Origin of the sequence: Corynebacterium sp. MSK074, assembly GCF_030229735.1 — a bacterium.
Taxonomy (GTDB): domain Bacteria; phylum Actinomycetota; class Actinomycetes; order Mycobacteriales; family Mycobacteriaceae; genus Corynebacterium.
Genome location: NZ_JASPIX010000001.1, coordinates 333733 through 348565 on the forward strand (window position 1 = coordinate 333733; position 14833 = coordinate 348565).

Consider the following 14833-nt stretch of genomic DNA (forward strand, 5'->3'; position numbering starts at 1 on the left):
TGGGGCTAGCGGATGCAATGGGGTGCCTAGGATATGCGGCGCTGAGCTACCCCTAGAAGACTACGCGCAGCACAGACACGGTAATAGCAGCGATGACTGCCGCGGCGGGCAGGGTGATGACCCACGCCAAAGCGATAGGCTTCATCAGGTTCCAATTAGCTGCCTTGTTGACAATGCCTACGCCCAGCACGGCACCGATGAGGATGTGGGTGGAAGAAACCGGCAGGCCCAAGATCGATGAACCCATCACCACAGCGGCGGCGGCAAGCTCAGCAGCAAAGCCGGAGGAGGGGTGCATTTGGGTAAGGCCTGAGCCCACGGTCTGAATCACGAAGCGGCCGATGAACCACAAGCCAGAAATCAGGGCGACACCCATGGCAATCATGACGGCAACCGGCACGGCAGCCTCATCGCTGACTTGGTCGGTCTTGAGGACGTCAATAACCGCAGCGAAGGGGCCAATGGCATTGGCAATGTCGTTGGAACCGTGGGAGAAGGCGAAGGCAGAAGCGGTAAATACCTGCATCCAAGAAAAGAGAAGGAAGGTGGACTTAGCCAGCGACTTCTTCTTCAGCGAGCGAGCGAAAATGAAGACGGCCATCCACACCACTGCGCCGACCATGCCCATGACCAACAGGTTCTGAAGAACGCTGAAATCGAGTCCAGTGTGCTTGAGACCCTTGAACATCACCATGGCGGAAATGATGATGGCACCAATGGCGGCTAGCACCGGTACCCAGCTCTCCAGGGCGCGGTGAGCCTTGACATCATCCATGTCCTTGTTGAGGTTATACAGATCGCGGTAGTACTCAGATTCCAGCTGATCCGGATCGAAGTCTTCTTCCGCCACCAAGGCGGCGTCCCGAGCCATGGCGTTGGTGTAGCTAATCTGCTGGATCTCATTGAGGCGAGCAAAGCGAGTCTTGTGCTCCTGGCGCAGCTCCGCGCGACGGGTCTTGATGTCGCGCAGTTTTTGGTCCGCTTCTTCGTTGTAGACCAAGATTGAGGTCTTAATCCATTTGAACAGGATGAACGCGGCGAGACCGCCGAGGACAGGGGAGAGCACCCACGAGATGGCAATAGTGCCAATCCCACCCCACTGCACCATGTCCAAGCCGCCCTTGCCGGTGACGAAGCCAACGGTGAGCGCGGCGCCGACGATGCCGCCGACGATGGAGTGGGTGGTAGACACTGGCCAACCCATACGGGTGGCAACAAGAAGCCAGATGGCCGCACCCAAAAGGGACGCCATCATGATGTAGACGAACTCCATGGGGTCTAGCCCATCAATGGCGTCAAGGTCGACGATGCCGGAACGCACAGTATCGGTGACCTCGCCGCCGGCGAGGATGGCACCGGAGACCTCGAAGATGGCGGCGACAACGAGGGCCTGCTTCATGGATAGCGTTCCGGCGCCTACGGAGGTACCGAAGGAATTGGCGACGTCATTGCCACCAATATTGAAGGCCATGAAAAGAGCGAAGAGAATGGCGGTGCCAAGGAGAATGGGCTTAGAGCCATCGACGTAGTCGTGGCCCCAGATCATAAAACCGATGAGGGTAACGGCGGTAAGGCCGCCAAAGATGGCGTGCCAAATCCAGTCGTTTCCCTTGCCATTGACGGCCTCAATGTCCGTCATCTGGGTGGTAGGGGTAGACACAGAAAGAACCTTTCAGTCAAGCGTGCACGAGGGGTATGGCCGCGCTTGTCAGCGTGGCGAAAAGGATTCTCAAAGGAAATTCTTATGTAGAGAATGCACGCTTAGACTAAAGGCTCTAGGTGTCGGGAAAGTGAACTCTAGATGTGGAGTTCGTGAAAGCAATGTGGCTATTTGCGTACATAATGGCCGCCGCTTTAGGTGACGGCCACGTTGTCAGTATTAGCCGCGGTAGGCGCCGCGCTCCAGGGTGTCGCACTGGGACATTTTGCCAGAGTTATATCCGGCAAGGAATGCCTTCTCACGCTGCTCGGAGGAACCATGCGTCCAGGAGTCGGGCTGGACCTGGCCGCCGGAGCGGCGCTGGATATTGTCATCGCCCACCGCCTGGGCGGCCGCGACCGCGTCTGAGACCTGTTCCTTAGTAATTGGCTCGAGCAAGGGGTTATCGCCCTTGTCGGCGTAGGAAGCCCACAGGCCTGCGTAGCAGTCAGCCTGGAGCTCGATCTTCACCGCGTTGGAATCGGCGCCTGGGTCGTTATAGTCCGACAGGCCGAGGGTGCCCTCAAGGTTTTGAATGTGGTGGCCGAACTCGTGCGCCACGATGTACATGCGGGCCAAAGGGGCATTATCCGCGCCGAAGTTGCGCAGGGAATCAAAGAATGCGGTGTCGAAATAAGCGGACTCATCGCGCGGGCAGTAGAAAGGTCCAGTAGAGGAAGAGGCCGCGCCACAACCGGTATTAACGCCGCCGTGGAAGACCACGCGCTCCGGCTCGGTGTATTGGATATCTGCCTGTTCCGGCAAGACCTTTGACCAGACGTTATCCACGCTGCGACCGGTGAACTCTACAAGGCATTCATCCTTGGTGTTGCCATCTTCTGCAGTTTCACATTCGGGGCTTTCGCCCTGTGCAGCGCCGTCGGATTGGGTCTGCTCGCTGCCCAGAATTGCGCCCAAGTCTGAGGGGTTGCCGCCCATGAGGAGGAAGAGGCCTACGAGAACAATCGAGCCGATGCCACCGCCAATGGCGATGCCACCGCCGCCGCCACCCGAACGCGCTTCCTTGCCGCCGAAATCGGCACCTGATCTAAAAGTCATGCCTAAATAGTGCCACATGGTCCCCTCATACACAGGATGAAGATTGTTGCAAAGAGGCTGAAGGAGGGGAAACGGTGGTTCTTCTGCGACCTTCGGGATTAGCTTGCGTCCACCTAACTGCGCTCCGCGTACTGGTAGGGATGTAGAATTGTGCGCGTTCCTAGTCTTGTGCTTGGTTTGGCGCGCGCTGTTTACGCGTGGCGGGACCCGCAAGTGACACAATTTTCAGAAGGGATTGAACAACAGTGCTGCGTACCCACTTAGCAGGTGAGCTCCGCAAAGAACTCGCAGGAGAGACCGTCACCCTAACCGGTTGGGTTTCCCGCCGCCGCGATCACGGTGGTGTGATCTTCATTGACCTGCGCGATCGCTCCGGCATTGCCCAGGTTGTCTTCCGTGAATCTGACGTGGCGGAGCGCGCCCACGACCTGCGTTCCGAATACTGCGTTAAGGTCACCGGTACCGTGGAGCCTCGCCCAGAAGGCTCGGAAAACCCCAACCTGCCGTCCGGTGAGATTGAGGTTAATGTCGCGGATCTTGAGGTTCTGAATAAGTCCGCAGCGCTGCCATTCCAGATTGATGATCCTTCTACCTCGGGTGAGGTAGGCGAGGAGACTCGTCTGAAGTACCGCTACCTGGACCTGCGCCGCGAGCGCCAGGCAAAGGCACTGCGCCTTCGTTCTGCTGCCAACCGCGCGGCCCGCAAGGTGCTGGATTCTCATGACTTTGCTGAGATCGAGACTCCAACCTTGACCCGTTCCACCCCGGAGGGTGCACGCGACTTCCTGGTACCAGCGCGTTTGAAGCCAGGCACCTGGTATGCACTGCCGCAGTCCCCGCAGCTTTTCAAGCAGCTGCTCATGGTCTCCGGCATGGAGCGCTACTACCAAATCGCGCGTTGCTACCGCGATGAGGACTTCCGCGCTGACCGCCAGCCGGAATTTACCCAGTTGGACGTGGAGATGTCCTTCGTAGACCAGGACGATGTCATCGCCTTGGCGGAAGAGATTGTCACCGAGCTGTGGAAGCTCATCGGCTACGAGATCAAGACTCCAATCCCGCGCATGACCTATGCCGATGCGATGAAGTACTACGGTTCCGATAAACCGGACCTGCGCTTCGACATCAAGATTGTAGAGTGCACCGAGTTCTTCAAGGACACCACTTTCCGCGTCTTCCAGAACGAATACGTCGGCGCCGTGGTCATGGAAGGCGGCGCCTCCCAGCCACGCCGTCAGTTCGATGCTTGGCAGGAGTGGGCAAAGCAGCGTGGAGCCAAGGGTCTCGCCTACATCACCGTGGGCGAGGACGGCACCTTGGGCGGTCCGGTAGCTAAGAACATTACCGACGCCGAGCGCGAGGGCATTGCAGAGCACGTCGGCGCTAAGCCGGGCGACGCTATCTTCTTTGCCGCCGGTGACACCAAGTCTTCCCGCGCCCTGTTGGGCGCTGCACGTGGCGAGATTGCAAAGAAGCTGGACCTTATTAAGGAAGGCGACTGGGCCTTTACCTGGGTTGTAGACGCTCCGCTCTTTGAGCCTTCCGCTGATGCGACCGCTTCTGGTGACGTCGCGCTGGGCCACTCCAAGTGGACCGCGGTTCACCACGCCTTTACCTCCCCGAAGCCGGAGTACCTGGACAACTTTGACCAGAACCCGGGCGAGGCGCTGGCGTACGCCTATGACATTGTCTGCAACGGCAACGAGATTGGCGGCGGCTCCATCCGTATCCACCAGCAGGACGTGCAAAAGCGCGTCTTCGACGTCATGGGAATCGGTGACGAGGAGGCTCAGGAGAAGTTCGGCTTCCTGCTCGATGCTTTCCAGTACGGCGCCCCACCACACGGCGGCATCGCCTTCGGCTGGGACCGCATCGTCTCCCTGTTGGGCGGCTTCGACTCCATCCGCGACGTCATTGCGTTCCCGAAGTCGGGCGGCGGCGTGGATCCGCTTACCGACGCCCCGGCGGCAATCCCTGCCGCACAGCGTAAGGAGACCGGCGTAGACTACAAGCCGGAAAAGAAGAAGGAACAGGACAAGGCCGGTTCCACTACGGAAGAAACCGCTGAGGAGAAGTAGACCGGGAGCTTAAACCTCGGCCTTTCAGGCGCACCGTGCGGGGCACATCGTAGTCCGCGGCAATTTCGCTGCGGGCGAACTTGTGACCCCGCTTTGGTGTGAGGGGGCATACTGGATAGAACTATGGTTGATAACGAAGCTGTGCTGTCACCCGAGGACGTCATCAAAGCCGCCTCGGAGATGCTGTCGCGCCGTTTTGGTGGCACCCCGGAGATGTCGAGCGTGGAGCGCTTGGACGGTTCCGGCAATGCATTGGTCCTGCGAGCCAGGATTGCCCCTGGAGCCTTCCTGCCGCATCGCTCGGTAGTCATTAAATACAACCCGGTCACCGGCTATGGCGTCGATGATGCCGCGATGCTGCGCGAGGTGGTGGCTTATCAATTCACCACCGCGTTATCCGAGGACGTGCGCCCGGGACCCGTACTTCTTGCCCACGATCTGGAGCAGCGCATTATTGTGTTGACGGACTTGGGTGAGGGCGAAACGCTTGCCGATGTCCTCGTACAGTCCACCGATGATGACCGCGTACAGGTGTTGCGCTCGCTGGGCAGTGCGTTGGGGCACATGCACGCTGGAACCGCGGGCCACGAGCAAGATTATGAAACCCTGCTCACTAGGATGCTGCGCAAGAATCCGGACTTGGCCCCGCACCAGTCCGTGCGCGATGAGGCGCTGGAGCGCTCCATTGGCATCGGCCTTGATTTGCTGGATAAGGCAGGGCTTGAAGCACCGGCAAGCTTCCGGGAACTTGCGGGTCAAGCCGCACGCTCCCTAGCATCCGGCAAAGACCGGGCCTTTACTCCCTTTGACCTTTCACCGGATAACATCATTGTGTCCCAGCGCCTGCACTTCTTGGACTATGAATGGGCAGGATTCCGCAATGTTGGCTTCGACGTAGCCTGCGTTATCGCCGGCTTCCCGCAGTTCCTCTTCTCCAAGCCGATTACGGACGAAGAGGCAGATATTTTCATCTCTGCTTGGTCTCGTGCCGTATCTGAGGTGTGGCCGCTATTTTCCAATGCGGAAGAAATCCACGGCCTTATCGTGGCCTCGCTCATTGGCTGGGCGCTATCGAGCGTGACCACGATGCACGCCGGCGGCATCGAAGGGCTGGTTGCCCTAGCCAGGGGAGAAGCCGAGGTAGTCCACGATCCGCAGCGCTCCATCCTGCGCCCGGCCGATCACGGCCCATTCACGGAAGATGAATTGCTCGTGCGCCGCGACCTCTATGAAACCTTTGAGGCGCTATCCCGATATGCCGCGCGCTGCGATGGCCCCGCCTGCGCGCCCATCGCGGAATTTGGCAGCGCCATTGCGCGCCGCTTGGATGACGAATAGACAATCACGATGTGCCCGCACCCTTATAGGAGGTAGCTTTCCAGTGTCTCAAGACTCATTATTTGGCGGGCCCACTCCGGACCGCAGCGCGTCGCCGCTGCCTGGGAAGAACCTTTTCGCCACCCACGCTGGGTCCCCACTGGCAGCGCGCATGCGTCCCCAAAACCTCGATGAAGTGGTCGGACAAGATCATCTTCTGGCCCCCGGCAAGCCACTACGCCGCCTCGTGGAAGGATCAGGAGAGGCCTCCGTCATCTTGTACGGGCCGCCGGGCACCGGCAAGACCACCATTGCCTCGCTCATCGCCAGCCAAATGGGGCAGAACTTCGTGGGCCTCTCCGCCCTCGATTCGGGCGTCAAGCAGGTCCGCGAGGTCATCACCCACGCCCGGCAAGAGCTCATTCATGGCCGACGCACGGTGCTGTTCATCGATGAGGTACACCGATTTTCCAAAACCCAGCAGGACGCGCTCCTTGCGGCCGTGGAGAATCGCACGGTATTGCTCGTCGCGGCAACGACGGAAAACCCTTCCTTCTCCGTCGTCGCGCCGCTTTTGTCTCGCTCGCTGCTATTGCAGTTGCATTCGCTAAGCGATGATGACTTAAGGGGCGTCGCCAAGCGCGCGCTCGAAAGCGACCGTGGCTTGGGCGAGCGCAAGATTCGGATTACCGATGAAGCCTTGGATCAGTTGGTACTCCTCGCCGGTGGCGATGCGCGGCGCACGCTGACCTATCTCGAGGCCGCGGCCGAGGCGGTTGACGATGGCGGGGAAATTACCCCACAAACGGTCACGGACAACGTCAATAAGGCAGTGGTGCGCTATGACCGCGACGGCGACCAACACTATGACGTGGTTTCCGCGTTTATTAAGTCCATTCGCGGCTCCGATGTTGACGCTGCGCTGCATTATCTCGCCCGCATGGTAGAAGCGGGGGAGGACCCGCGCTTTATTGCCCGGCGGCTCATTGTGCACGCCTCCGAGGACATTGGCATGGCCGATCCCACCGCGCTCCAAGTGGCCGTGGCGGCGGCCGAGGCCGCTCAGCTCATTGGCATGCCAGAAGCCCGAATCCCGCTCGCGCAAGCCACCATTCACCTGGCCACCGCGCCCAAGTCTCCCTCGGTCATTTCTGCCATCACGCAGGCGCAAGCCGATGTAGCCGCCGGCAAGGTGGGCCACGTGCCACCGCACCTGCGTGATGGGCACTATGAGGGCGCCAAGCGGATGGGAAATGCCGTGGGCTATGTCTACCCCCACGATGATCCCCGCGGCGTAGTAGAGCAGCAGTACCTGCCCGATGAGCTGGAGGGTTCGGTTTACTATGAACCCACCGATCACGGGGCTGAGAAGCGTGTTTATGACTATATAGGCCGCTTGCGCAGCATTATTCGTGGCAAACGCGGCCCCGGCAAAAACGCGCGCCGGCCTCGCTGATCCCCACCGATGGGAAATCGCTGTGCAGCGAAGGGTAGAGTTGGGCGGGTTAGAAACTTCTTGATAGAAGATGAAAGCTCAGACAGTTAGGATTGTTGCTCGTGAAGACTCATGAGATCCGGGAACGGTTTACCCAGCACTTCGTCAATTCTGGTCACGAGGCAGTACCAAGCGCCTCGCTGATCCTGGATGACCCTAACCTGCTTTTCGTTAATGCCGGCATGGTTCCGTTTAAGCCCTACTTCTTGGGCCAGCAGAACCCGCCCTTTGCCAAGGGCCTTGCCACTTCCATCCAAAAGTGCGTGCGTACCTTGGACATTGATGAGGTGGGTATTACCACCCGCCACAACACCTTCTTCCAGATGGCCGGCAACTTCTCCTTTGGCCAGTACTTCAAGGAAGGCGCCATCACCAATGCGTGGGCCTTGCTTACCGGCTCCGTTGATGAGGGCGGCTTTGGCCTAGACCCAGAGCGCTTGTGGGTCACCGTTTACCTGGATGATGATGAGGCCGCCGAAATTTGGCGCGACAAGATCGGCGTGCCTGAAGAGCGCATTCAGCGCCTCGGCATGGAGGACAACTACTGGTCCATGGGTATCCCTGGGCCCTGTGGCCCGTGCTCCGAGATCTATTATGACCGTGGTCCTGAGTACGGCAAGGACGGCGGCCCGATCGCCGATGACAACCGCTACATGGAGATCTGGAACCTGGTCTTCATGCAAAATGAGCGCGGCGAGGGCATTGGCAAGGGCAACTTTGAGATCGTCGGCGAGCTGCCCAAGAAGAATATCGATACCGGCCTGGGCATCGAGCGCGTGGCCTGCATTTTGCAGGACGTAGACAACGTCTATGAAACGGACCTGCTGCGCCCAGTTATTGACGTAGCCGAGGAGCTTACCGGCGCCACCTATGGTGACAAGGCCTCCCACGAGGACAATATCCGCTTCCGCGTGGTAGCTGACCACTCCCGTACCGGCATGATGCTCATCCTGGATGGCGTGACCCCGGGCAACGAGGGCCGCGGGTACATCCTGCGCCGCCTGCTGCGTCGCATTATCCGTTCCGCCAAGCTGCTGGGCGCTAAGGGCGCGACTATGGAGCGCTTCATGAATACGGTCATGGACACCATGACCCCGTCTTATCCGGAGATTGCAGACAACCGCGAGCGCATCCTGCGCGTTGCTGTGAATGAGGAAAAGGCCTTCCTGAAGACCCTCGAGTCCGGCACCCGCCTCTTCGATGATGCCGTCCAGGAGCTCAAGTCCACCTCCCGCGCGAAGACCGCAAAGGTCCTGCCGGGCGAGAAGGCCTTTGAGCTGCACGATACCTACGGTTTCCCCATCGACTTGACCTTGGAGATGGCCCAGGAGGCCGGCCTTGAGGTCGACATGGATGGCTTTAACGATGCCATGGGCGAGCAGCGCCGCCGCGCCAAGGCCGATAATCAGGCCAAGAAGCACGGCCACACTGACCTTTCCCTCTACCGTGACTGGGTAGACAATAACCCCACCGTCTTCACCGGCTTTGAGGAGCTTACTTCCGACGCCCGCGTGATCGGCCTCGTTCGCGGCGGCGAGAAGGTCGACCAGGTGCATGAAGGTGACCAGGTTGAGGTCATCTTGGACCACACCCCGCTGTACGCCGAAGCGGGCGGCCAGATGGCAGACCGCGGCCGCATTATTGCCGGCGAATCCCTGCTGGAGGTCAACGACGTTCAAAAGATTGGTAAGAAGCTGTGGGTACACAAGGCTACAGTTACCGCCGGCGGCCTTGACTTGGGTATGTCCGTTGAAGCAGCCGTCGACGAGCAGTGGCGCCACGGTGCCACCCAGGCGCACTCCGCAACCCACCTCATTCACGCCGCACTGCGCCAGGTCCTTGGCCCCACCGCCGTCCAGGCCGGCTCCATGAACCGCCCGGGCTACCTACGCTTTGACTTCAACTACACCGAGCAGCTCAGCCAGGCGCAGTTGGAAGAGATTGCATTGATTACTAACCAGGCAATCGACTCCAACTTTGCCGTCAATACCATTGAGACCTCCCTGGAGGAGGCCAAGGCCATGGGCGCTATGGCACTATTCGGTGAGAACTACGGCAAGGAAGTCCGCGTGGTAGAGATCGGTGGCCCGTTCTCCATCGAGCTGTGCGGCGGTACCCACGTTGGTTCCTCCGCTGAAATCGGACCGGTGTCCGTGCTCGGTGAGTCCTCCGTTGGCTCTGGTGCTCGCCGCATCGAGGCCTACTCCGGTTTGGATGCCTTCCGTTACTACTCCAAGGAGACCGCCTTGGTGGAAGGCGTTTCTCGCGAGCTGAAGGTACAGACCGAGGACCTGCCGGAGCGCATTGCTCAGCTGTCTGAAAAGCTCAAGGCAGCGGAGAAGGAAATTGAAACCCTGCGCAAGCAGCAGCTGGCTGCGCGTGCCTCCGAGTTCGTCAGCGCGGCTAAGGACATCAATGGGTTCAAGGTCATTGCGCTGACCTTGCCGGAAGGCACCACCGGCGGGGACCTGCGCACCGTTGCTACGGACCTGCGCAACCGCCTGCGCGAGGAAGAAGCCGTCATCGTCTTGGGCGCCGAGGACAAAGGCAAGTTCCCGTTCATCGCGGCGGCCACGGACAAGGCCGTTGGGCGCGGCGTGAAGTCCGGGGACATCGTCAAGCAGTTTGGCCAGTACGTTGACGGACGCGGCGGCGGTAAGCCGGATATGGCTCAGGGCTCTGGTTCTACTGCGGCCGGTGCTGAGCGCGGCTTCGAGGCCGTCAAGGACATGCTCGAGTCCCTGTAGGAGTTCGACCGTGGCAAAAGTGGAACCAGATACCCCCGGAGTTGATGATCCGGGGCAGGGCCGTCGGCTCGCACTCGATGTCGGCACGGTGCGCATTGGCGTGGCAGTGTCCAATAGGGAAGCCACGCTTGCCACCCCAGTGGAGACCGTGCACCGGGAAACCGGGTTCAAGGACCGCGATAAGGGCGATATTGACCGCATCCTAGAACTGATTGATTGTTATGGCGCAGTAGAGGTCATCGTAGGGCTGCCGCGGGACCTGCAGGGAAATGGCTCAAAAAGCGTAAAACATGCTAAGGAAATTGCGTTTCGGATCCGCCGTCGGTTGAATCGAGATGCAAATATAGATAAAGTTCCACCACCAGTACGTTTGGCTGATGAGCGTCTGACCACCGTGGCAGCAACTACCGCGCTGCGCGCGTCTGGCGTGTCCGAGAAGAAGGGCCGTAAAGTCATCGACCAAGCAGCAGCGGTGGAGATATTGCAGACTTGGTTGGATGGGCGTGCGAGCGCGCTACGAACCCAAGATGCAATAGACCAGCCTTCAGACTCAGGAGACTAAAACACGTGAGCCGTAACCAAGAACGCCTCGGCCGATCGATGGAGCCGAAATACGTCAAGCGCCGCCAGCGCGGCATTGCCGTTGTCATTGCGTCCATCATCGTCATCCTTGGCGCCCTTATCTACATCGGATTCCGCCTCGGCAATACCTCCGCCGATTATGAAGGAACCGGCAACGGTACCACCCAGCTGGTGGAGGTGCCGGAAGGCTCGTCCATGTCCGAGCTCGGACCTGCTTTGGTAGAAAAGAACGTGGTGAAGACGCAGGACGCTTTCGATTCTGCTGCGTCGATGAACCACAGCGCGAGCCAAATCCAGCCGGGCTTTTATCGCCTACAGGAAGAGATGAGCGCGGACGCCGCAGTCGAGGCACTGTTGGATGAGAATAACCGCGTGGACATGCTCGAGGTGCAAGGCGGCGCCACCTTGGAGGACGTCAAGGTTGTGGGCGGAGACGTCCGCTACGGCATTTACTCCCTGATTTCCGAGGTCAGCTGCAACGATGGCAACTGCCTGAAGAAGGAGGACCTGGAAAAGGTTGCCGCGGAAACCGACCCAGCCGAGCTGGGCGCACCGGAGTGGGCCTTGGACGCTATCAACAAGCGCGGTAATGACCCCAAGCGCATTGAGGGCCTTATCGCCCCAGGTCAGTATGTCTTGGACCCCAATATGGAGGCCAAGGACATCCTCAAGGACCTCATCACCCGCTCCACCAAGCGCTACAACGAGACCAATATTCAGGAACGCGCGCAGGCTATCGGTTTGAGCCCTTATGAGCTGCTCACCTCCGCATCCCTGGTGGAGCGCGAGGCACCGGCAGGCGAGTTCGACAAGGTTGCCCGCGTTATCCTTAACCGCTTGGACGAGCCAATGCGCCTGGAGTTTGACTCCACCGTGAACTACGGCTTGGAAGACGTTGAGCTGGCCACCACCGATGAGGCCCGTGGGGAGAAGACCCCGTGGAATACCTACGCGAAGGAAGGTCTACCGGATACCCCGATTGCTTCTCCTTCGGACGATGCAATCAAGGCCATGGAAGAGCCGGCTGAGGGCAACTGGAAGTTCTTCGTCACCGTGGACCAGGAAGGCACTACCGTCTTCTCCGATAGCTACGATGAGCACTTGGGCCGCGTTGATGACGCCATCCGCTCCGGCGTGCTTGACTCCAAACGCGAAGGCGAGGGCGCTGGTTCCGGCAACGGTGACGCCGCTGCCGAGCAGCCCGCCCAGTAGAGTCGCGACGACCACAAAGAGGTAGAACGTCATGCCACGTGCGGCTGTCCTTGGTAGCCCCATCGAGCACTCCTTGTCTCCGGTGCTTCACAATGCTGGCTACGAGGCCGCCGGGCTGGCCGGTTGGGACTACACCCGCTTTGAGTCATCGGCGGAGGGGCTGCCGGAATTGGTGGCGGCAAGCGACTCAGAGTTTGTTGGTTTCTCCGTGACCATGCCCGGCAAGTTTGCTGCCCTCAGCTTTGCGGACATTGTAAGTGACCGGGCCCAACTGATTGGCTCGGCAAACACCTTGGTGCGCAGGGCTGATGGTTGGTTTGCGGACAATACCGATACCGAGGGCGTACGCGGTGCGCTCGCCGAGCTCCTGGGGGATAGTCCGGCAGGTCATGCGCTGCTCATTGGTGCTGGGGGCACCGCCCGTCCGGCGTTGTGGGCGCTTTCCGAGCGCGGGGTGAAAAAGGTTACGGTCCTCAATCGTTCCGACCGGAGCGCCGAACTGTTGCCGCTCGCCCAGAACTTAGGGCTGGAGCTTTCCTTTATCAGTTTCGACGGGGACTTATCCGTGCTGTCTCGGGAAGCCGATGTCATTGTGTCCACGGTTCCGTCAGCGGCGGTGAAAGACTATGTCTTTGACCTCGCCCACGCACCGGTGCTGGACGTCATCTATGATCCCTGGCCTACACCGCTGACCACGTGTGCGGCGGCCAATGGGTACAAGACTGTGGGCGGGCATGTCATGCTCGCCTACCAAGCATTTAGTCAGTTCGAGCAATTTACTGGGGTGGCCGCCCCGCGGGAAGACATGCTGAAGGCATTGAACCAGGAGCTGCAGAAGCGGTCGCAGACGACTAAGTAGGAGGGGCGTCGGCAAGCGGGGCCGGCAACCCTCGTGCCGTAGGAACTGCAGACTTCGCCATGTAGACATTGACGCCCAGCGCTTCCTCACAGCGTGCCTTAGAGTGATCCCCGTGCTAATAGTCGGGGGAATTATTTATGGTTTGTGGGCAGCAGCCTTGTCTTGGTGGGATATTCGGCAGCGCCGATTGCCAGACTGGTTAACCCTTCCATCTGCGGTGCTGTCGCTCGCCGTTGTCAATTGGAGTGGGCTGTGGTGGCCGGGGCTGTACCTGGTGCTAGGGCTAGCTCGTGCAGGAGTCGGTGGAGGCGACATCAAACTCGCTTGGCCCTTGGGAATGCTGGTGGGGCATGTGGCCGGGTTTATGGGCGTGGTAGCGGCAAGTGGCAGTGCGTCCCTTCTGACGCTTTTGTGGTCCGCGTGCAGTGGGCAGAAGGAGAGCCCGCATGGTCCTGCAATGTTGCTAGCGGCAACGGTCGTTATCGCATGTGCGCACCCTCTTTGAGGGGGTGGAAGAATATATTGCGGGGCCAAGTTGGTACTGGATTGGCCAGGCCGTGCGATAATACCCGCATGCTTCGTTGGACTACTGCAGGTGAATCCCACGGCCAAGCTCTTATTTCGATGTTGGAGCACATGCCCGCTGGGGTCCCTATTACCCGCGCCGATATTTCCCATCAGCTTTCCCGGCGCCGCCTAGGCTATGGCCGCGGTGCCCGTATGAAGTTTGAGGCTGATGAGGTCACCGTGCTGGGTGGAGTCCGCCACGGGCTTACCTTGGGTAGTCCCATCGCCATCATGATTGGCAATACGGAGTGGCCCAAGTGGACCACCATTATGTCGGCAGATCCGCTGGATATGGACGATGAAGACACTATTAAAGCGATGAACTCCGGCCGCGGTGCCGCCTTGACGAGGCCGCGCCCCGGGCACGCGGACTTTGCCGGAATGGTGAAGTACCGCCACAGTGAAGCACGCCCCATCCTCGAGCGCTCTTCTGCGCGTGAGACGGCGGCCCGTGTGGCCGCAGCTACCGTTGCGCGCAATTTCCTGCGCGAGACCTTGGGTGTCGAGGTCCTTTCCCACGTGATTTCCATTGGCGCTTCCGAGCCTTATGAGGGGCCTGCGCCAGCTTTCGCGGACATCGAGGCTATCGATGATTCGCCGGTCCGCGCCTGCGATAAGGCGGCTGAAGCCTCCATGATTGCGGAAATTGAGGCCGCAAAGAAGCAGGGCGATACCTTGGGCGGCATCGTTGAGGTTGTGGTCGATGGCTTGCCCATCGGCCTGGGCTCGCACATTTCCGGCGATGACCGCTTGGACGCCCAATTGGCCAGCGCGTTGATGGGCATTCAGGCTATCAAGGGCGTGGAAATTGGCGATGGCTTTGCCGAGGCCCGACGTCGCGGTTCCGCTGCCCACGATGAGATGGTCCGAACCGAAGAAGGCGTATCCCGCCTTAGCAACCGTGCAGGCGGACTGGAAGGCGGCATGACGAACGGGCAGCAGCTGCGCGTGCGGGCGGCGATGAAGCCGATTTCTACCGTTCCGCGTGCCTTGCGCACTATTGATATGGAGTCCGGCGCTGAAGCTACTGCCATTCACCAACGCTCCGATGTGTGCGCGGTTCCCGCGGCGGGCGTCGTTGCAGAGGCAATGGTCGCCCTCGTCCTTGCGCGCGCCGTGCTAGAAAAGTTCGGTGGCGATAGCCTCGAAGAAACCTCTGCAGCCATCGCCGCGTATGATAAATACGTTTCGGACCGTCTTGCTTTTGACCAGGAGTAA

The 14833-nt window shown here is 59.9% G+C and carries 11 protein-coding genes; 9 read left to right on the top strand and 2 right to left on the bottom strand.

The features are described from left to right. Positions 1–52 precede the first annotated feature (52 nt). Both QP965_RS01580 and ypfJ read right to left on the bottom strand, forming a co-directional pair. A complete protein-coding gene (locus QP965_RS01580; RefSeq protein ID WP_284843950.1) occupies positions 53–1639 on the bottom strand; it encodes an inorganic phosphate transporter in 1587 nt (528 codons plus the stop codon). A gap of 240 nt (positions 1640–1879) precedes the next feature. Further along, positions 1880–2758, bottom strand: coding sequence for a KPN_02809 family neutral zinc metallopeptidase (gene ypfJ / locus QP965_RS01585; RefSeq protein WP_284769346.1), 879 nt, complete (start codon positions 2756–2758; stop codon positions 1880–1882). A 245-nt stretch (positions 2759–3003) separates the two neighbouring features. Between ypfJ and aspS the strand changes: the two genes are divergently transcribed. From aspS to aroC, 9 genes are all read left to right on the top strand, one after another. Next, complete coding sequence (gene aspS / locus QP965_RS01590) at positions 3004–4836, top strand: aspartate--tRNA ligase (protein WP_284843906.1); 1833 nt, start codon at positions 3004–3006, stop codon at positions 4834–4836. A gap of 123 nt (positions 4837–4959) precedes the next feature. Continuing rightward, complete coding sequence (locus tag QP965_RS01595; RefSeq protein WP_284843907.1) at positions 4960–6174, top strand: phosphotransferase; 1215 nt, start codon at positions 4960–4962, stop codon at positions 6172–6174. A gap of 43 nt (positions 6175–6217) precedes the next feature. Then, on the top strand, positions 6218–7609 hold the full coding sequence (locus QP965_RS01600; RefSeq protein ID WP_005324949.1) for a replication-associated recombination protein A: 1392 nt from the start codon (positions 6218–6220) through the stop codon (positions 7607–7609). Between the two features lie 101 nt (positions 7610–7710). Continuing rightward, complete coding sequence (gene alaS / locus QP965_RS01605; protein ID WP_284843908.1) at positions 7711–10395, top strand: alanine--tRNA ligase; 2685 nt, start codon at positions 7711–7713, stop codon at positions 10393–10395. Positions 10396–10405: 10 nt separating this feature from the next. After that, the gene (ruvX, locus tag QP965_RS01610; protein WP_239277646.1) at positions 10406–10957 is read left to right on the top strand and encodes a Holliday junction resolvase RuvX; all 552 of its coding nucleotides are present in this window, start codon (positions 10406–10408) and stop codon (positions 10955–10957) included. Between the two features lie 38 nt (positions 10958–10995). Then, positions 10996–12189, top strand: coding sequence for an endolytic transglycosylase MltG (mltG, locus tag QP965_RS01615; protein WP_239277765.1), 1194 nt, complete (start codon positions 10996–10998; stop codon positions 12187–12189). Positions 12190–12220: 31 nt separating this feature from the next. Continuing rightward, the gene (locus QP965_RS01620; protein WP_239277647.1) at positions 12221–13048 is read left to right on the top strand and encodes a shikimate dehydrogenase; all 828 of its coding nucleotides are present in this window, start codon (positions 12221–12223) and stop codon (positions 13046–13048) included. A gap of 112 nt (positions 13049–13160) precedes the next feature. After that, complete coding sequence (locus tag QP965_RS01625; protein ID WP_284843909.1) at positions 13161–13553, top strand: prepilin peptidase; 393 nt, start codon at positions 13161–13163, stop codon at positions 13551–13553. 68 nt (positions 13554–13621) lie between these two features. Then, the gene (gene aroC / locus QP965_RS01630; RefSeq protein WP_284843910.1) at positions 13622–14833 is read left to right on the top strand and encodes a chorismate synthase; all 1212 of its coding nucleotides are present in this window, start codon (positions 13622–13624) and stop codon (positions 14831–14833) included.

Bases quoted from the DNA above. Each gene is read 5' to 3' on its own strand.
- QP965_RS01580 (WP_284843950.1), bottom strand. From the start codon at position 1,639: ATGACGGACATTGAGGCCGTCAATGGCAAGGGAAACGACTGGATTTGG.
- ypfJ (WP_284769346.1), bottom strand. From the start codon at position 2,758: ATGACTTTTAGATCAGGTGCCGATTTCGGCGGCAAGGAAGCGCGTTCG.
- QP965_RS01595 (WP_284843907.1), top strand. From the start codon at position 4,960: ATGGTTGATAACGAAGCTGTGCTGTCACCCGAGGACGTCATCAAAGCC.
- mltG (WP_239277765.1), top strand. From the start codon at position 10,996: ATGGAGCCGAAATACGTCAAGCGCCGCCAGCGCGGCATTGCCGTTGTC.
- QP965_RS01620 (WP_239277647.1), top strand. From the start codon at position 12,221: ATGCCACGTGCGGCTGTCCTTGGTAGCCCCATCGAGCACTCCTTGTCT.
- aroC (WP_284843910.1), top strand. From the start codon at position 13,622: ATGCTTCGTTGGACTACTGCAGGTGAATCCCACGGCCAAGCTCTTATT.